Consider the following 17977-nt stretch of genomic DNA (forward strand, 5'->3'; position numbering starts at 1 on the left):
CCGGAGGCGGCGGCCTACCGCACCTCGATGAACGCCCCGGCGTCCCGTGCGGGCCGCTCCTTCGGCGGCGCGGCCGGACGCCCGACCGCCACGGCGCCCATGGGGTCCCACTCCGGCGGCAGCCCCAGCACGTCCCGTACGACGTCACGGCAGAACATCGTCGAGGACACCCACGCCGACCCGAGCCGCTCGCCGGCCAGGGCCACCAGGAAGTTCTGCACCCCCGCGCCGGCGGCGACGACGAACATCTCGCGTTCCGCGGTGTCCCGGCGGGGGTCGCCGTAGTGGTGCGCCCCGTCCATGACCAGGCACGGCACCACCAGGTAGGGCGCGTTGCGCAGCAGGTCCCCGCGCCGCACGCGCCGGGCGACGGCGTCCTCGGACCGGCCGTCGCGACGCAGGTCGGCGATCCAGGCGTCCCGCATGACGTCGAGCAGCCGCAGCCGCGCCTCGGGGGACTCCAGCAGCACGAACCGCCACGGCGTGGTGTGGTGCGGCGCGGGCGCCGTCACCGCCGCGGCGACGGCACGCCGCACCGCGCCCGGGTCGACGGGGTCGTCGGTGAACTCGCGGACCGTGCGGCGCAGGGTGACCGCCTCGCGCACTGCCTCCGAGGTCCCCAGCCGGAACATGTCGTCGGCCGCGGTGCGCACCAGGGCCCGCGCGCCGCCGGCACTGTTCTCGGAGTCGCCGTCGGGAAAGGTACGAGGATCGGGAGAGGTACGAGAGCCGGGAGAGGTGCGAGGGTCGGGAGAGGAGTGAGGGGCGGGAGAGTCGCCGTCGCGAGAGTGGAGCGAGCCGCGAGTGTCGGCGGAGGCGGCAGAGGCGGGGGAGCCGGGCGAGACGACCAGATGGGGCAGTCCTCGTACGACCGCCACCGGCAGCCCCCGGGCCTTGCCCTTGACGAGGTCTCCGGCGGCGGCGAGCTCGTCGGCCGCCGCGGTCACGGTGACGCTCAGCTCGTTGCCGTGCGCGTCGGTGCTGCCGCGCAGATCGTCCAGCACCCGCACGCCCGCCGCGCCGATCGCCACATCGGTCAGTCCGTTGCGCCAGGGCCGTCCGAAGGTGTCCGTGACGATCACGCCGACGTCCACGCCGAGGGCGTCGCGCAGTCCGTCGCGTATGGCGGCGGCGGAGGCGTCGGGGTCCTCGGGCAGCAGCAGCACCGTCCCGACGGGGGTGTTGGAGGCGTCGACGCCGGCCGCGGCCATCACCAGCCCCTGCCGGTTCTCCACGATCCGCAGTGCGCCGCGGCGCGCCACGACCCGCACGGTCTCGGCGTCGATCGCCGCCTCCCGGTCGGCGGCCGGGACGATGCGCCCCTCCGCCTTGCTCACGATCTTGGAGGTGACCAGGAGGATGTCGCCGTCCGCGAGGCCGGGGCCGGCGGCGGCGATCAGCTTGGCCGGGTCGTCGCCTTCCCGTACCTCGCCGATGCCCTCCAGGGCCCACACCCGGTACGACGGCGCTTCGCCGTCGCGGCTCATGCGCGGGCCTCCTCGGCCAGCGCCAGCGCCTCGCGCGCCATCTGCGCGGTCGCGTCGAGGTCCGCCATCAGCAGCGGCACGGCGCGGCAGCGGATGCCGGCGGCCTCGACATCGGCGACGGCGTCCGCGTCGGAGGTGTGGACGAGCCAGCCGTCGAGCAGCCCGGAGCCGTAGTGCGCGGCGACGGCCGCGGCCGTGGTCTCCACGCCCACCGCGGCCAGCACCTTGTCGGCCATGCCCCGCACGGGTGCGCCGCCGACGATGGGGGACAGGCCGACGACCGGGACGCCCGCCTCGGCGATGGCCTCGCGGATGCCGGGCACGGCGAGGATGGCGCCGATGCTGACGACGGGGTTGGACGGCGGGAAGAGGATGACGTCGGCCGTGGAGATGGCCTCCAGCACTCCGGGCGCGGGTTTGGACTGGTCCGCGCCGACGGGTACGACGGCCTCCGCGGCCACGGCGGCCCGCAGCTTCACCCAGTACTCCTGGAAGTGCACGACCTTGCGCGTGCCTTCCTCGGCCTGGATGGCGACATGCGTCTCGACGCGGTCGTCGGTCATCGGCAGCAGTCTTACGCCCGGCTTCCAGCGGGCGCACAGCGCCTCGGTGACCGCACTGAGCGGATAGCCCGCGCCGAGCATCTGCGTACGGATGACATGGGTCGCGAAGTCGCGGTCGCCGAGCCCGAACCAGGTCGGCTCGACGCCGTATGCCGCCAGTTCCTCCTTGACGTGGAAGGTCTCGTCGGCGCGCCCCCAGCCCTGCTCCTCGTTGATGCCGCCGCCGAGCGTGTACATCACCGTGTCGAGGTCGGGGCAGACTTTCAGCCCGAACAGATGGATGTCGTCACCGGTGTTGCCGATGACCGTGATGTCGGCTTCGGGGGCGGCCGCTCTGAGGCCGCGCAGGAAACGGGCGCCGCCGATGCCGCCGGCCAGAACCACAATGCGCATGCAGGCAGTCTGTCAGGCCGTCAGGCGCGTACGACATCCCCTCCGGGGGCGGGGGCCGGGGCGCACTGTGCGCGGCGTGTGCCGTGTGTGTCGTGTGCGCTGTCGCCGTCGGCGTCGTGCATCGGCATCTCGGTCAGACCGGGGAAGTAGATGTGCAGGCTGACCGCGCCGTCGAGCGAGTCGTTGACGACCTCGTGCGCATAGCCGGGGGCGAACACGCGCTGTGATCCTGCGGTCAGGCTGCGGGATGTCGCGCGGGACCGTTCGGTCAGCTCGCCCTCGAGGACGGTCAGCACGCCGGAGGACGGGCCGTGGTCGTGCAGCCCGCTGCCCTGCCCGGGCACCCAGGACAGCAGCCACACCTCGTAGCCGGGGCCGGTGCGCAGCCGGTGGTACCAGCGGGTGGCGGCGTCGTACCGGATGAGGGGGGCCCACTGTGCGCGGTCGGCGGCGATGGCGCGGGCGAGGCCGGCGAACTCGGCGACGGTGGCCGGGTGCTCGCGGGCGGGCTGGAGCAGGTGCTGTACGGCGAGGATGTCGCCGGCGATGGTCAGGTCGCTCTCGACGGTCAGGCCGCCGTTGTGGTCGCTGGCGCTGTTGCTGTTCATGGGGTGCGGGGGTTCCTCGGCTGGAGCGCGGGGCGGACAGTGCGCGGATGAACGTGCGCACGGGACGTCAGGGGCGGCAGTGGCCGGGCTTGCGCGGTGTGCCGCGGTCGTACGCGGACGCGTACGGGAGGGGAGGGAAGCCGGAGCGCTGGGGCGTCAACAGCTGGAACAGCTGGAACAGCAACAGCGAGCCTGGACAGCGGTGCGGAACCCACGGACGTGGGTCGCGGAGTGCGCTGAGGTCGCTGGCATGGAGACAAAGGTGACCTGCTGGCTCTGCAGGTGTCAACCCAATGCCCGATTTGGCGGCAATGTTTCACCTCATCCGGTTACTGCAAACGGAGAGAGGTTTGTTCATTGATGACCCGGGAGACACGGGCGACATGCGCAGCGGTCGCGCCCGTAAACGCCGCCGAGTCACCGTGATCAGACTGTGATCTCGATCGCTTCGGCGGTTCGGGCCGAAACAAGATCGGCCCATGGGGCGTCCTTCTCCGCGTGAGAAGGGAGATGCGGGCAGGCCGTTGGCATGTGTCACCTTTTTGGTGATTTGAACACTTTCCGCATAGCCTTAGTTCCGCAGAGTGAATACCGAGCCCAATAGCAGATCCCGGCTTGACTGGCTCGGAGCACCACACTTGTAATTTCACTCGTGTCGTTCGGCCGAGATCGATGACGGCGAACATCGACGGCTGCATCACGGGGACGCGAAGACAGACGAGGGGCGCACATGACCGAGCTGTTCCATCAACTGCTCGTCGAAGACGCGGACGAGGAACTCGGCTGGCAGGAGCGCGCCTTGTGCGCGCAGACCGACCCCGAGTCCTTCTTCCCCGAGAAGGGCGGCTCCACCCGCGAGGCCAAGAAAGTCTGCCTCGCCTGCGAAGTCCGGTCCGAATGCCTTGAATACGCCCTGGCCAACGACGAGCGGTTCGGCATCTGGGGCGGCCTCTCGGAGCGGGAGCGCCGACGGCTGAAGAAAGCGGCCGTCTGAGATATTCCACGGCACCGGGCGCCTTGTGGGGCACAGCCCCGGGAAGCGGGTGCAGCGGAAAGGGCGGCGGCGGTCGCGCGCGCCGTCAGGGCCCGAGGCTCTGAGGCCGGAGCCGCACGAGTCCCGGTCCCCCGCCCGGACCCCGCCCGGTCCCCCGCCCGGACGGGTGCGCGGACAGCCCATCGGCTGCCGGGCCCGGCGAGCACACCGACAAACCCATATGTGAACGACGGTCCGCCGGCTGCACCCTCCAGCAGCCGGCGGACCGCTGTGCCGCCAGCCGTTAGTGTGGGCACCCGTCCACGACGCTCCACCGCCCCACGGGGCGACCCCGCCCGGCCGGAGGGCCCCTACCCGATGTCCGCCACCACAGCCGCGTTCACGCCCCCGCAGCAGCCCGAGTTCCCGCGGCACGTCGTCACCGCCGTGCTCGTCTCCCACGACGGCGCACGCTGGCTCCCCGACGCCCTCGCCGGTCTCGTCGGCCAGGAACGCCCCGTACAGAACGTCATCGCCGCCGACACCGGCAGCGCCGACGACTCCGCACGGCTCGTCGCCGACGCCATCGGCCCCGACCGCGTCCTCCACCTCGCCCGCCGCACCGGCTTCGGCGCCGCCGTCGACGAAGCCGTACGCACCGCGCCCGTCCTCACCCCCGAGGACCTCCCCTACCTCAAGCGGCCCAGCGGCTGGGACCCCGTCAGCAGGACCTGGCGCGACGACGCCTACGACATGCCGGAACTCCCCCACGGCGAACCCGTCCAGTGGCTCTGGCTCCTCCACGACGACTGCGCACCCGAACCCGACGCACTCGCCGAACTCCTGCGCGTCGCGGACGACGACGAGTACGCCGCAGTCATAGGCCCCAAACTCCGCGGCTGGTACGACCGCAGACAACTCCTCGAAGCCGGCGTCTCCATCGCCAACAGCGGCCGCCGCTGGACCGGGCTCGACCGCCGCGAACAGGACCAGGGCCAGCACGACCAGATCCGCGGCGTCCTGTCCGTCTCCACCGCCGGCATGCTCATCCGCCGCGACGTCTACGAACAGCTCGGCGGCTTCGACCGCCGACTGCCCCTCATGCGCGACGACGTCGACCTGTGCTGGCGCGTCCACACCGCGGGACACAGCGTCCTGATCGCCCCCGACGCCGTCCTCCGCCACGCCGAAGCGGCCTCCCGCGAACGCCGCACCGTCGACTGCGCCGGCCGCTCGGCCACCAGCCCGCACCGCATCGACAAAGCCGGGGCCGTCTACGCCCTCCTCGCCAACACCCGAGGCGTCGCCCTGCCCTGGGTCCTCACCCGCATCGTCCTCGGCACCCTGCTGCGCACCCTCTTCTACCTCGTCGGCAAGGCCCCCGGACAGGCGGTCGACGAAGTCAGAGGACTCCTCGGCACCCTGCTGCGTCCCGAGCGGATCATCGCCGCACGCCGCAGACGCGCCAGGACCGGCGGAGCCGTCGCCGCCTCCGAACTCCGCCCCCTCTTCCCGCCGCCCGGCGCCACCGTCCGCGCCACCGTCGAACAGATCGCCGGCAGCCTCGGCGCCGGCTCCGACGCCGACACCGGCGGATCCCGCCACGGCGCCGTCGAAAGCGGACCCGGCGGAGACGACGCCGACTACCTCGAAGTCGAACAGTTCGCCCGGCTGAAGAAGATCGCACGCAAGCCCGCACCCGTCCTCTTCGCCCTGCTCCTCCTCGTATCGCTCATCGCCTGCAGAGACCTGTTCGGCGGCGGCTCCCTCGCCGGCGGCGCACTGCTGCCCGCGCCGTCCGACGTGACCGACCTCTGGAACCGCTACACCGACCACTGGCACCCCGTCGGCACCGGCGGCACCCAGACCGCACCCCCCTACCTCGCCGTCCTCGGCGCACTCTCCGCGCTCTTCCTCGGCTCCACCGGCCTCGCCCTCACCGTCCTGCTCGTCTGCTCGGTGCCCCTGGCCGGACTCACCGCGTACTTCGCCGCCCGCCCCCTCGTCGAGTCCCGGCTGCTGCGCGCCTGGGCGAGCATCGCGTACGCCTTCCTGCCCGCCGCCACCGGCGCGCTGGCCACCGGCCGCCTCGGCACCGCCGTCCTCGCCGTCCTGCTGCCGCTCATCGCCCGCGCCGCCGTCGCCGCCCACGGACTGCGCACCGCCCCGGCCGACCACGGCCCCGACACACGCGGAAGCTGGCGCGCCACCTGGGCGTACGCCCTGCTGCTCACCCTCGCCATGGCCTTCACACCCATCGTGTGGCCGCTGGCCCTGGTGCTCGGCATCGCCGTCCTGATCCTGCGCCGCCACGACCTCACCGCGTACGGCCTGCGCTTCCTCGCCGCCCTCGGCACCCCGCTCCTGGTCCTGGCGCCCTGGTCCCTCACCCTGCTGACCAGCCCCTCCGCCTTCCTCACCGAAGCCGGACTCGACTACGCGACCGGGCCCGCCGACACCCTCGACCTGCTCGGAATCAGCCCCGGAGGCCCCAAGACGGTCGGCGGCGTCGTCCTCGCCGGCATCGTGCTCGCCGCCCTCGCAGCCCTGCTGCGCGAAGAACGCCAGTTCGCGATCCGCGCCGCCTGGGCGGCCGCCCTCGCCGGACTCGTCCTCGCCGTCGTACTCAACGGCGCCGACCGCTCCTGGGCCGGCCCCGCCACCCTCGTCTACGGCCTGGCCCTGCTCACCGCCGCCGTCCTCGGCGCGGAAGGCGGCCGCACCCGCGTCGCCGCGCAGAACTTCGGCTGGCGGCAGCCCGTCGCCGTACTCATCGCCCTCGCCGCGGCACTCGGCCCCCTCGCCGCCGCAGCCAACTGGATGCTCAGCGGCGCCGCGGGCCCTCTTGAGCGCCGCGACCCCGTCCAGGTGCCCGCATTCGTCGCCGAGGAGAGCGGGACCCGCGACCAGCCCCGCACCCTCGTCCTCGGCGGCGACTCACCCGGCACGGTCCCCTACACCCTTGTCCGCGGCTCCGGCGCCCGCCTCGGCGACGCCGAACTGGCCGCGAGCGGCGGCAGCGACCCCCGCCTCGACGCCGTGGTCGCCGGGCTCGTCGCCGGCTCCGGAGCCGACCAGACCAGCCAGCTCAGCGGATTCGCCATCCGCTATGTGCTGGTCCGCGACGGCGCGCCCCGCCAGACCGCCCGCGTCCTCGACGCCACCCCGGGCCTCACCCGGCTCAGCCAGCTCGACGGCAGCGCCCTGTGGCGCGTCGACCGGCAGGTCGCCCGCGCCGTCATCGTCGCCGGCGAGGACGATCCGCTGCCCGTGGCCTCCGACACCGTCGAGGCCCGCGCCGACATCCCCGACGGGCCGGGCGGCCGCGTCCTGCGCATCGCGGACCACGCGGCGGACGGCTGGCAGGCCACCCTCGACGGGAAGCCGCTGGAGAAGACCGTCGTCGACGGCTGGGCCCAGGGGTTCAAACTCCCCGCCGAAGGCGGCCGCCTCCACCTTGCCTACGCCGACCCCGTCACCCACACGGCATGGATCTGGACCCAGGGCGCGCTCGCGCTGCTGCTGCTGATCCTCGCCCTGCCCGGCAGGCGGCGTGAGATCGACGACGACCTCCCGGACGAGGAGACGCCCGCCGCCGCGTTCGCGCACCCCGCCGACGGCGAAGGACGGCGTGCGCGGCGACTGCGTGCCACCGCTGCCACGGCCGCTGCCGGGGCGGAAGGCGCGGCGGACGCGGTGGCAGACCACGGGCCCGCCGGCCACGACGACGCCGCCATCCCGCGCCTACCGCGGCAGAGCTCCGGGGAACCCGACCCTTACGGGGCCGTGCCCCGGCAGCACTCCGGCACATGGGAGTCCGCGGCCGACGGCCGGGACACCGGCCCGGCGTATGCGGAGGCGTCGCAGGACGACCAGCCGTACCGCGACGGGCGGTACGACGAGCCGCGGTACGACGACCCGTACGCGGCCGCCGCGCAGCCGCCCTATGAAACGGGCCGGTACGGCTCCGAGGCCTACAGCGCGGCCGGGTACGACTCCGGTGCGTATGGCTCAGCCGGGCAGGGGACCGACGAACGCGGCTCCGAGGCGTACACCCAGCAGCAGCACCAGGCCGACCCGTACGGGCAACAGCCGGACCCCTACGGGCAGTACCCGCACGAGCCCCATGCCCAGGGCCAGTACGACACGGGTCAGTACGACACGGGCCGGTACGACACGGGCCAGTACGAGCAGGACCGGTACGAGCAGGACCGGTACGAGCAGGGCCAGTACGACCCCTACTCCTACGGGCAGCCGCAACAGCACCCCGACGACACCCAGGGCCAGGCGCAGTGGCCCACCGGCAACACACCGCGAGGCGAGTCAGAGTGAAGCGCACGACCATCTCCCTGATCGCGGCGAGCGCCGCGCTGGCCGCGATCACCGGGTTCGCGACGCTGACCGCGCCCGGGAAGGACGGGTCGCCCGCGCCGTCGGCCGCCCCGGCCCGGCTGCCCGTCGAACGCTCCAGCCTGCTCTGCCCCGCGCCCGGCGTCTCGGAGGCCGCCGAGACCGCGTACACCTCCTTCACCCCGGCGGGCGGAACCACCGCCCCGAAGAGCGAGGGGGACGGGACCGGCGGTGCGACGGCCGAACTGAGGCCGTCCGTGTCCACGCTGGCCGACGGCGACGACACCGCCAAGGCCGGCAAGAAGGGCGAGCCGGAGGGGGAGGAAACGCCGGAGGGGGAGGGAACGAAGGAGCAGCCGCAGGGCAAGCCCGTGCTCACGCTCAAGGAGCCCGGCAAGCCCGCGGCGGCCGAGGCGAGCGGCGCAGACGCCCCCGCGCTCCTCGGCACCGCCACCGGACGGTTCGCGCCCGGCTGGACCGCCCAGCAGACCACCAAGGTCACCGCAGGCGCCGGCCGCGGTCTGCTCGGCGTCAGCTGCACCGCGCCCGACACCGACTTCTGGCTCCCGGGCGCGTCCACGGGCGAGGAGCGCCGCGACTATGTCCACCTCACCAACCCCGACGAGACCGCGGCCGTCGTCGACATCGAGCTCTACGGCGAGGAGGGCCTGCTCAAGAGCACGCTGAGCGAGGGAATCCCGGTGCCGGCGGGCACCAGCGTCCCCGTGCTGCTGTCCACGCTGACCGCCGAACGTGCCGTCGATGTGACGGTGCATGTGACCACCCGCAGCGGTCGGGTGGGGGCGGTGGTGCGGGCCGCCGACGAGAACACCGGAAGCGACTGGCTGAGCGCCTCCGCCGACCCCTCGGCCACCGCGGTGCTGCCGGGCATTCCGAAGGACGCCGTCTCGGTGCGGCTGGTCGCCTTCGCACCCGGTGAGAGCGACGCGGAGCTGAGGATCCAGCTCGCCGGCCCGGACGGGCTGATCACCCCGGCCGGCAACGAGAGCCTGCACGTCAAGTCGGGGATGACCGCGAGCATCGACCTCCAGAACGTCACCAGGGGCGAGGCGGGGTCGCTGGTCGTCAGCCCGGCTGAGGGGCGGCCCGCGACCCCGGTGGTCGCAGCGCTGAGGGTCGTCCGCGGCAAGGGCGACAAGCAGGAGATCGCCTTCATCCCGGCGACCGCGCCGGTGGGGGAGCGGGCCGCCGTCGCCGACAACAGGGCGAAGGGCTCCACGCTGTCCCTCACGGCGCCGGGCGCGGCCGCCAAGGTCAGGGTGACCGCCTCGGCGGGGACGGAAGGCGGGTCGGAGACCGTCAAGACGTATGACGTCAAGGGCGGCACGACGCTCTCGGTCACCCCGCCGGTCCCGTCCGGTCTCAAGGGGACGTATGCGCTCACGGTCGAGACGGAATCGGGCGGTCCGGTGCATGCGGCACGGATGCTGGAGCTGCCGGAGGACGGCATCCCGATGTTCACGGTGCAGACGCTGCCGTATGACGAGGGAACGGTTGCCGTGCCCGAGGCGAAGCAGGACCTCTCGGTGCTCGACGACTGAGGGAAGGTGACGACGGCGGGTGGCGACGGCGGGTGGCGATGGCTGAGGGCAGGCGGCGACGACCGGTGACGACTGACGACGACCGGTGACGACTGAAGATGACCGGCGACGGCAGAGGACGCCTGGCAACGACCGGCTTCCACGAGTGGCGACGACTGAGAAGCGTCGGTCGTCCGAGGGGCGTCAGCCGGTCCTTCGGCCTTGTAGGTCAGTCCTGGCCATACCGCGTACGTCAGTCCTGGCCATACCGCGGGTCCACCGACTCCGGGGCCAGCCCCAGCAGCTCCGCCACCTGCTCCACGACGACCTCGTGCACCAGGAGGGCCCGCTCGTCCCGGTTCTTCGTCCGGATCTCGACGGGGCGCCGGTAGATCACGATGCGCGCCGGCCGGTCCTTTCCCGCGGGTGTCATGCCGCCCAGCGGAACGGACGCCTCCGGTGCCCCCGGCACCTCCAGCACCAGAAAGTCGACGTCGGCCAGTTGCGGCCAGCGCCGTTCCAGCCGCTCCACCGAGTCCTGGACCAGATCGCGGAACGTCTCGGCGCGGCTGGCGGCGAGCGGTACCTGGGGCGGAGCAACAGGTCCGCGCATGCCACGCCCATGGCGGTCACGTCGACGCGGCCGCGGATCGGCCGGGCGGGAGGAGGTCCCCGTGGCCGAGGCCGGGGGAGGAGGCACAGGACTGTCCATCACTGACGCAGCGTAGCTCTCCCCCGCAGGGCGGCGTTCCCGCGTGCGCTCCGGTGAGGATGGTTGTCGATAATTGAACGATCCGGCCAGCGTTCGGCTCGATTGCCAACCGTGCCACGACCGTCGCCCTCACTGTGATTGACCTTATTCGTCCCACGTGATGACCGGTTCGTGGCGCTCCCTCCCGACGCCCGGTCCCTCCACCGCAGGTCAGCACAGACCCTCCGGAGGGCCGTATGCGGCATCTCACAGCGCGACACGGGCGAGTGACCTGGTGGAGAGTCGTCGCAGCCCGCTCAAGAGTGCGGTACCGTCCAACGTCGTGAGCCCTGTACGTCGCTGTTCGCGCACCGCGTGCGGCCGCCCTGCCGTCGCGACACTGACGTACGTCTATGCCGACTCGACCGCGGTGCTCGGCCCGCTCGCCACCTACGCCGAGCCCCACTGCTACGACCTGTGCGCCGAGCACAGCGAGCGCCTCACCGCACCGCGCGGCTGGGAGGTCGTGCGGCTCACCGACGGCTCCGCCCCGCCCCGCCCCAGCGGCGACGACCTCGAGGCGCTCGCCAACGCGGTACGGGAAGCGGCCCGCCCACAGGGCCGCGCCGCCGAAGCGGGCGGCCACGGCGGGCCCGGCGCGCAGGGCGGCAGCCGCCGCACGGCGGACCCCATGGAGGTCGCGCGGCGCGGACATCTGCGGGTCCTGCGCTCCCCCGACTCCTGACGCCCGGGGCCACACCTCCGCTTCCGATTCCAGGCTGTTCACCAGCCGCCCCGCCAGGCCCGGTAGCTTTGGGCGGACCGATGAGTCTCAGGAGGGGTGGCCGGTGGTTGTGGATCTGTCGCAGATTGTGAAGGCGTACGACGTGCGCGGGGTGGTGCCGGACCAGTGGGACGAGAGCCTCGCGGAACTGTTCGGGGCGGCATTCGTCCAGGTCACCGAGGCCACCGCGATCGTCGTCGGCCATGACATGCGGCCATCGTCGCCTGGCCTGTCCGCCGCCTTCGCCCGGGGCGCGGCTGCCCGGGGAGCGGATGTCACGCTCATCGGACTGTGCTCCACGGACCAGCTGTACTTCGCTTCGGGGCGGCTCGGGCTGCCCGGCGCGATGTTCACGGCATCCCACAACCCCGCCCAGTACAACGGCATCAAGATGTGCCGCGCGGGCGCGGCCCCGGTGGGCCAGGACAGCGGCCTCGCCGAGATCCGGGCGCTCGTCGGGCAGTGGGCGCAGCAGGGCGCCCCGGCCCCCGTCGCCCGGCCCGGCACGATGACCGAGCGGGACACCCTGGACGAGTACGCCGCCCATCTGCTGTCGCTGGTGGACCTGGGGTCGATGCGGCCGCTGAAGGTGGTCGTCGACGCGGGCAACGGCATGGGCGGGCACACCGTCCCCACCGTCTTCAAGGCCCTCCCCGTCATGCTGGTGCCGATGTACTTCGAGCTTGACGGCACCTTCCCCAACCACGAGGCCAATCCGCTGGACCCCGCCAACATCGTCGACCTCCAGGCCCGTGTCCGGGCCGAGGGCGCCGACCTGGGCGTGGCGTTCGACGGAGACGCCGACCGCTGCTTCGTCGTGGACGAGCGCGGCGAGGGCGTCTCCCCGTCGGCGATCACGGCGCTCGTCGCCGCCCGGGAACTGGCCAAGCACCCCGGCGGCACCGTGATCCACAACCTGATCACCTCCTGGTCGGTCCCCGAGGTGGTGCGCGAGAACGGCGGCGCCCCGGTCCGCACCCGTGTGGGGCACTCCTTCATCAAGGAGGAGATGGCCCGCACCGGCGCCATCTTCGGCGGCGAGCACTCGGCGCACTACTACTTCCGGGACTTCTGGAACGCCGATACGGGCATGCTGGCGGCGCTTCACGTGCTGGCCGCCCTCGGTTCCCAGGAGGGACCGCTGTCCCGGCTTGTGGCCCAGTACGACCGGTACACGGGCTCCGGGGAGATCAACTCGACGGTCGCCGACCAGGCGGGGCGCACGGCGGCGGTGAAGGAGGCGTTCGCCGCCCGCGACGGCGTCGCGGTCGACGAGCTGGACGGTCTGACCGTGACGACCGCGGACTGGTGGTTCAATCTGCGCCCCTCGAACACGGAGCCGCTGCTGCGGCTGAACGTGGAGGCCCGGGACGAGGCCACGATGGCCAAGGTCCGCGACGAGGTGCTGGCACTGGTCCGGGTCTGAGGACCGGCCGCGGCGGGCCGGCTCCCCGCCGCCGGCTCCCCCGCGGCCGCCTTCAACGCGCTCCACTCCGGTCCCCGGAGGTAGGCTGACGTGGCTCGACGCATACGGCGTGACGCCTGTGAAGGAGTGACGCCTGTGAACGTGACGTGCGTGAACGTGACGTGCGTGAACGTGACGCCTGTGAACCTGAAGGGACACCCTCGCCATGCCGCTTGAAGCCGGCCTTCTGGAGATCCTCGCCTGCCCGGCCTGCCATGCGCCCCTGAGCGACCGCACGGCAGCCGACGAACCCGAGCTGATCTGCACCGGCGAGGACTGCGGTCTGGCCTACCCGGTGCGGGACGGCATCCCGGTCCTCCTCGTCGACGAGGCGCGCCGCCCGGCGTAACGGCCTGCCCGTGTGTCTGCGCGCGGCGGCCGCAGGACGATCCGGGCGGAGCCTGTCGCGCCGCGCGTGCACATCACTACGGATCGTGCACAATCGAACAATTGCCATCACAACCGCACAGAAGCACGCGAAACGCGTCAGGACGCGTCTTCCGTACGCGCACGGCGCACGCGACGGCGATCGGAGGCCCACCCTCATGCTCGACGAGTCGCTCCTCGACGACCCGGACGCCCTGGCCCACGCCGATCGCCGGGGGCTGCTGCGCGGCGCGGCGGAAGCCGGGGCGCGGGTGCGCACCGCCGCCCGGCATGCCGCCGAAGCGGGCATCGCGGAGCTGAGGCCGGAGGGCCGCCCCCGCGCCGTGCTCGTCGCGGGCCCCGGCACCGCCGCCACCGGCGTCGCCGATCTGGTCGGCGCGCTCGCGGGCGCGTCCGCCCCCGTCATCCGGCTGCACCCCAGCGGCGTCGCGGCCGCCGCCGGCGCCCTGCGCTGGGCGCTCCCCGGCTGGACCAGCTCGGTCGATCTGCTGCTGATCCCCACCGCCGACGGCACCGAGCCCGGCCTCGCCGTGCTCGCCGAACAGGCGTACCGCCGCGGCTGCACCGTCGTCGCAGTGGCGCCCCAGCGCTCGCCGCTCTCCGAAGCCGTCGGCGGCAGACACGGCCTGGTGGTGCCGATGGCCACCGCCCCGCACGAGTACGACGAGACGCAGGCCGCCGCCAGCCCCGGAGCGCTGTGGGCGCTGTTCACCCCGCTGCTGGCGCTGCTGGACCGCGTAGGGCTCCTCGACGCCCCCCACGACGCGCTGGCGAAGGTGGCCGACCGGCTCGACCACGCGGCGGAGAAGTGCGGCCCGGCCATCGTCACGTACAACAACCCGGCCAAGACGCTCGCCGCCGAACTCGCCGACAGCCTGCCGCTCATCTGGACGGAGGGCGCCGGCGCGGCGCCCGCGGGCCGCCGCTTCGCCGCGGTGCTGGCCGAACTCGCCGGACGCCCCGCCCTCGCCGCCCAGCTGCCCGAGGCACTGCCGTCCCATGCCGTGCTGCTCGCGGGGGACCTGGCGGCGGGCGCAGATCCGGAGGACTTCTTCCGGGACCGGGTGGAGGAGCAGCAGGCGCTCCGGGCGCGGGTCGTGCTGCTGCGCGACCGGCCGGCCGACGGGCTGACCGCCGCGCCCGCCGCGCGGGAGCTGGCGCTCAGTCACGACACCCCCGTCAGCGAACTCGAACCGGAGGAGGGCAGCGAACTGGAGTCGATCGCCGAACTCCTCGCCGTCACGGACTTCGCCGCGGTGTATCTGGCGCTTGCCGACTCGTACGACCGCTCGTAACCCGAAAGGGGGACGCTGCGCTGCGTTCCCCGTGCTCGCGCCGCGCTGTGACCATCATCGCGTACCGAGCGGCACGACAGCCGCGCACATTGCCTGCGCGAGCCGAGCACCCGAGCATCCGAGCACCAGCACCCGAGCATCCGAGCACCGAGACCGAGAACAACAGAGCACCGAGCACCCGAGCACCAGCACCGAGCACCAGCACCGAGCACCAGAGCACCGAGACCGAGAACCGGGAAGTTCCATGGACCGCCTCTCCAACACCGTGCGCCCCTACGCCTGGGGGTCCACGACCGCCATCGCGGACCTCCTCGGGGTCGCCCCCACCGGTGAACCCCAGGCCGAGATGTGGATGGGCGCGCACCCCGGAGCCCCCTCCCGCCTCACACGAGACGATGTCGAACGCCCCCTGTCCGAGGTCATCGACGCCGACCCCGCGGGCGAACTCGGCACGGCCACGGTCGAGAAGTTCGGTCCGCGCCTTCCCTTCCTCCTCAAGCTGCTGGCAGCCGGAGCGCCGCTGTCCCTCCAGGTCCACCCGGACCTCGCACAGGCCCAGGAGGGGTACGCCGCCGAGGAACGCGCCGGCATCCCCGTCGACGCCCCCCACCGCACCTACAAGGACCCTCAGCACAAGCCGGAGCTGATCTGCGCGCTGACGCCCTTCGACGGGCTGTGCGGCTTTCGCGAGCCGGCCGTCTCCGCCGATCTGCTCGCCGCCCTCGACGTCGATTCGCTCAAGCCGTACGTGGACCTCCTCCACGCCCACCCCGAGGAGGCCGCGCTCCGGGAGGTCCTGACCGCCGTGCTGACCGCGGACCCCGAGGAGATGTCCGCCACGGTCGCGGCGGCCGCCGCTGCGGCGGAGCGCCTCGGCGCAGAACACGCCCCGTATGTCGGGCTCGCCCACCACTACCCCGGCGACCCCGGTGTGATCGCCGCCATGCTGCTGAACCACGTCCGGCTGCAGCCCGGCGAGGCGATGTTCCTGGGTGCCGGGGTGCCGCACGCCTACCTGAGCGGCCTCGGCGTGGAGATCATGGCGAACTCCGACAACGTCCTGCGCTGCGGACTCACCCCGAAGCACGTCGATGTGCCCGAACTGCTGCGCATCGTCCGCTTCGAAGCCGGCGACCCGGGCATTCTGCGGCCGGAGGAGTCGCCCTCCGGGGAAGAGGTGTACGACACCCCGGTCGACGAGTTCCGGCTGTCGCGCTACGTCCTCGCCCCGGGCGCCGCGCCCCGCGACCTGACGGCGCACACCCCGCAGATCCTGCTGTGCACGGCGGGCAGGGCGGCCGCGGGCGACCTGACGCTCGGGCCGGGCGAGTCCGTGTTCGTGCCGGCCGGCGAGGATGTGCACGTCTCGGCTGCGGCACCGGGCGCCGGGGTTGCCGGCGGCACGATCTTCCGGGCCACTGTGGTGGCCTGACACCTCGTCGCCCTGGCCATGCCCGTCAGCCCCTCGCTCCCGGCAGACTGCGGAGACCGACGCCGACCGACTGCGGACCGACTGTGGACCGGGGGCGTACCCACAGGGGACCCGCAGCGGACCGAAAGCCGCCCGGCACGGCATCGCCGTCCGGTCCCGCGACCCCTGCTGCAACAATGACGCACCGCCAACGCCGGGGCGCTGCCGTCCCGGAAGGCGACACAGGCATCGCACGAAGGGACATACCCACACACATGAGCGCGTCAGGCGGAACCAAGGCGATCGTGGCGGCACTCGCCGCCAACCTCGCGATCGCGGTAGCGAAGTTCGTTGCGTTCCTCTTCAGCGGCTCTTCGTCGATGCTGGCCGAGAGCGTCCACTCGGTCGCCGACTCCGGCAACCAGGGGCTGCTGCTGCTCGGCGGCAAGAGGGCCCAGCGCGAGGCGACCCCGCAGCATCCCTTCGGGTACGGTCGCGAGCGCTATATCTACGCCTTCCTGGTCTCCATCGTCCTGTTCTCGGTCGGCGGCATGTTCGCCGTCTACGAGGGCTACGAGAAGATCAAGCACCCGCACGAGATCGAGCACTGGTACTGGCCGGTCGGCGTCCTCGTCTTCGCGATCATCGCGGAGGCGTTCTCCTTCCGCACGGCCATCAAGGAGTCCAACGAGGTCCGCGGCGGCCTCTCCTGGAAGGAGTTCGTCCGCCGGGCCAAGGCTCCCGAGCTGCCCGTCGTCCTGCTGGAGGACCTCGGCGCGCTGGTCGGCCTGATCCTGGCGCTCGGCGGCGTCGGCATCGCCCTGGCCACCGGAAACGGCGTCTGGGACGGCATCGGAACCCTGTGCATCGGCGTCCTGCTCATCCTCATCGCCATCGTCCTCGCAGCCGAGACCAAGTCCCTGCTGCTGGGCGAGGCGGCAGGGACGGAGGACGTCGAGAAGATCAAGACGGCTCTGGTGGACGGCGACGCCGTCACCCGCATCATCCATATGCGCACACTGCACCTCGGCCCGGAGGAACTGCTGGTCGCGGCGAAGATCGCGGTACGGCACGACGACACGGCGGACGAGGTCGCCGCCTCGATCAACGCGGCCGAGGAGCGCATCCGCGCCGCCGTCCCGATCGCCCGCGTGATCTACCTGGAGCCGGACATCTACGACGAGACCATCGCAGCGGGCGGCGTCCGCCCGGCCCAGGCCCCCGGCGGCCCGGACCAGTGACCGGACTGGCCGGATCCGGCCCCCGCGGACTGGGGCCGACGGGGTCGGTCGGTGTAGATTCGTGACGGAGTCAGACGTCGCTGCTGATGGCGGTCGGGCGGTCCCCGAGCGGGCCGACCGAGGGAGAGAGGGCCTCCGACGGACTGAGCTGCGGTCGATGCCCGGGCATTCCTATGCTCGTGCCGCCGCACAGCCAGCCGTTCCCACCTCGACCCAATGACGAGGAGCAGTTCGCATGTCGACTGTCGCCCATGGCAAGGACTTCAAGGTCGCCGACCTTTCCCTGGCCGAGTTCGGCCGCAAGGAGATCACCCTGGCCGAGCATGAGATGCCCGGTCTGATGGCGATCCGCAAGGAGTACGCCCAGGTGCAGCCGCTGGCCGGCGCGCGTGTCACCGGCTCTCTGCNGACTTCAAGGTCGCCGACCTTTCCCTGGCCGAGTTCGGCCGCAAGGAGATCACCCTGGCCGAGCATGAGATGCCCGGTCTGATGGCGATCCGCAAGGAGTACGCCCAGGTGCAGCCGCTGGCCGGCGCGCGTGTCACCGGCTCTCTGCATATGACTGTGCAGACGGCCGTGCTCATCGAGACTCTGGTCGCGTTGGGCGCGGAGGTCCGTTGGGCCTCCTGCAACATCTTCTCCACTCAGGACCATGCGGCTGCCGCGGTCGCCGTCGGTCCCGAGGGCACCGTGGACAGCCCGCGGGGTGTTCCCGTCTTCGCTTGGAAGGGCGAGACGCTGGAGGAGTACTGGTGGTGCACGGAGCAGGCGCTGACCTGGCCGAACAG

General features: G+C 72.6%; 15 protein-coding genes. 11 read left to right on the plus strand and 4 right to left on the minus strand.

Annotated elements, in window-relative coordinates:
* Positions 1-14 precede the first annotated feature (14 nt).
* From QCN29_RS14030 to QCN29_RS14040, 3 genes are read right to left on the minus strand one after another with little or no spacing between them, the layout of a single operon-like run.
* The gene (locus QCN29_RS14030; protein ID WP_279928216.1) at positions 15-1487 is read right to left on the minus strand and encodes a coenzyme F420-0:L-glutamate ligase; all 1473 of its coding nucleotides are present in this window, start codon (positions 1485-1487) and stop codon (positions 15-17) included.
* The gene (gene cofD / locus QCN29_RS14035) at positions 1484-2443 is read right to left on the minus strand and encodes a 2-phospho-L-lactate transferase (protein WP_279928217.1); all 960 of its coding nucleotides are present in this window, start codon (positions 2441-2443) and stop codon (positions 1484-1486) included. Before cofD ends, QCN29_RS14030 begins: the two co-directional genes overlap by 4 nt.
* 20 nt (positions 2444-2463) lie before the next feature.
* The gene (locus QCN29_RS14040) at positions 2464-3015 is read right to left on the minus strand and encodes a cysteine dioxygenase (protein WP_279928255.1); all 552 of its coding nucleotides are present in this window, start codon (positions 3013-3015) and stop codon (positions 2464-2466) included.
* A gap of 766 nt (positions 3016-3781) precedes the next feature.
* Between QCN29_RS14040 and QCN29_RS14045 the strand changes: the two genes are divergently transcribed.
* The 3 genes from QCN29_RS14045 (at position 3782) to QCN29_RS14055 (ending at position 9936) form a co-directional block, all read left to right on the plus strand.
* Positions 3782-4045: a WhiB family transcriptional regulator gene (locus QCN29_RS14045; RefSeq protein WP_240139015.1), complete on the plus strand. Its 264-nt coding sequence runs from the start codon at positions 3782-3784 to the stop codon at positions 4043-4045.
* A gap of 357 nt (positions 4046-4402) precedes the next feature.
* Entirely contained in the window at positions 4403-8356 is a 3954-nt protein-coding gene (locus QCN29_RS14050; protein ID WP_279928225.1) for a glycosyltransferase family 2 protein, read from the plus strand.
* Positions 8353-9936, plus strand: a complete 1584-nt coding sequence (locus tag QCN29_RS14055) for a DUF5719 family protein (RefSeq protein ID WP_279928226.1) — start codon at positions 8353-8355, stop codon at positions 9934-9936. The genes QCN29_RS14050 and QCN29_RS14055 overlap by 4 nt, the downstream gene beginning before the upstream one ends.
* Positions 9937-10168: 232 nt before the next feature.
* Here the strand turns inward: QCN29_RS14055 and QCN29_RS14060 are convergent, their stop codons facing one another.
* Entirely contained in the window at positions 10169-10627 is a 459-nt protein-coding gene (locus QCN29_RS14060; protein WP_279928256.1) for a metallopeptidase family protein, read from the minus strand.
* Positions 10628-10901: 274 nt separating this feature from the next.
* On the opposite strand from QCN29_RS14060, the gene QCN29_RS14065 reads away from it, so the two are divergent.
* The 8 genes from QCN29_RS14065 to QCN29_RS14100 all read left to right on the plus strand — a co-directional run.
* A complete protein-coding gene (locus QCN29_RS14065) occupies positions 10902-11351 on the plus strand; it encodes a DUF3499 domain-containing protein (protein WP_240139011.1) in 450 nt (149 codons plus the stop codon).
* A gap of 103 nt (positions 11352-11454) precedes the next feature.
* A complete protein-coding gene (locus QCN29_RS14070) occupies positions 11455-12816 on the plus strand; it encodes a phosphomannomutase/phosphoglucomutase (RefSeq protein ID WP_279928227.1) in 1362 nt (453 codons plus the stop codon).
* Positions 12817-13021: 205 nt separating this feature from the next.
* On the plus strand, positions 13022-13204 hold the full coding sequence (locus QCN29_RS14075) for a Trm112 family protein (RefSeq protein WP_240139008.1): 183 nt from the start codon (positions 13022-13024) through the stop codon (positions 13202-13204).
* A 196-nt stretch (positions 13205-13400) separates the two neighbouring features.
* Positions 13401-14537 (plus strand): SIS domain-containing protein, encoded by a 1137-nt coding sequence (locus QCN29_RS14080; protein WP_279928228.1) that lies wholly within the window; start codon positions 13401-13403, stop codon positions 14535-14537.
* A 244-nt stretch (positions 14538-14781) separates the two neighbouring features.
* Positions 14782-15969, plus strand: a complete 1188-nt coding sequence (gene manA, locus QCN29_RS14085; RefSeq protein ID WP_279928229.1) for a mannose-6-phosphate isomerase, class I — start codon at positions 14782-14784, stop codon at positions 15967-15969.
* A gap of 254 nt (positions 15970-16223) precedes the next feature.
* Positions 16224-17189, plus strand: coding sequence for a cation diffusion facilitator family transporter (locus tag QCN29_RS14090; RefSeq protein ID WP_279928230.1), 966 nt, complete (start codon positions 16224-16226; stop codon positions 17187-17189).
* A 235-nt stretch (positions 17190-17424) separates the two neighbouring features.
* Entirely contained in the window at positions 17425-17679 is a 255-nt protein-coding gene (locus QCN29_RS14095) for an adenosylhomocysteinase (protein ID WP_398859197.1), read from the plus strand.
* The coding region (locus QCN29_RS14100; RefSeq protein ID WP_279928257.1) for an adenosylhomocysteinase at positions 17622-17977 on the plus strand (356 nt) is incomplete at its 3' end. The genes QCN29_RS14095 and QCN29_RS14100, both read left to right, overlap by 58 nt.

Origin of the sequence: Streptomyces chengmaiensis (assembly GCF_029846775.1) — a bacterium.
Lineage (GTDB): Bacteria > Actinomycetota > Actinomycetes > Streptomycetales > Streptomycetaceae > Streptomyces > Streptomyces chengmaiensis.

Coding starts and splice junctions, on each gene's coding strand:
- QCN29_RS14080 (WP_279928228.1), top strand. CDS start 13,401: ATGCTCGACGAGTCGCTCCTCGACGACCCGGACGCCCTGGCCCACGCC.
- manA (WP_279928229.1), top strand. CDS start 14,782: ATGGACCGCCTCTCCAACACCGTGCGCCCCTACGCCTGGGGGTCCACG.
- QCN29_RS14090 (WP_279928230.1), top strand. CDS start 16,224: ATGAGCGCGTCAGGCGGAACCAAGGCGATCGTGGCGGCACTCGCCGCC.
- cofD (WP_279928217.1), bottom strand. CDS start 2,443: ATGCGCATTGTGGTTCTGGCCGGCGGCATCGGCGGCGCCCGTTTCCTG.
- QCN29_RS14060 (WP_279928256.1), bottom strand. CDS start 10,627: ATGGACAGTCCTGTGCCTCCTCCCCCGGCCTCGGCCACGGGGACCTCC.
- QCN29_RS14030 (WP_279928216.1), bottom strand. CDS start 1,487: ATGAGCCGCGACGGCGAAGCGCCGTCGTACCGGGTGTGGGCCCTGGAG.
- QCN29_RS14045 (WP_240139015.1), top strand. CDS start 3,782: ATGACCGAGCTGTTCCATCAACTGCTCGTCGAAGACGCGGACGAGGAA.
- QCN29_RS14075 (WP_240139008.1), top strand. CDS start 13,022: ATGCCGCTTGAAGCCGGCCTTCTGGAGATCCTCGCCTGCCCGGCCTGC.
- QCN29_RS14050 (WP_279928225.1), top strand. CDS start 4,403: ATGTCCGCCACCACAGCCGCGTTCACGCCCCCGCAGCAGCCCGAGTTC.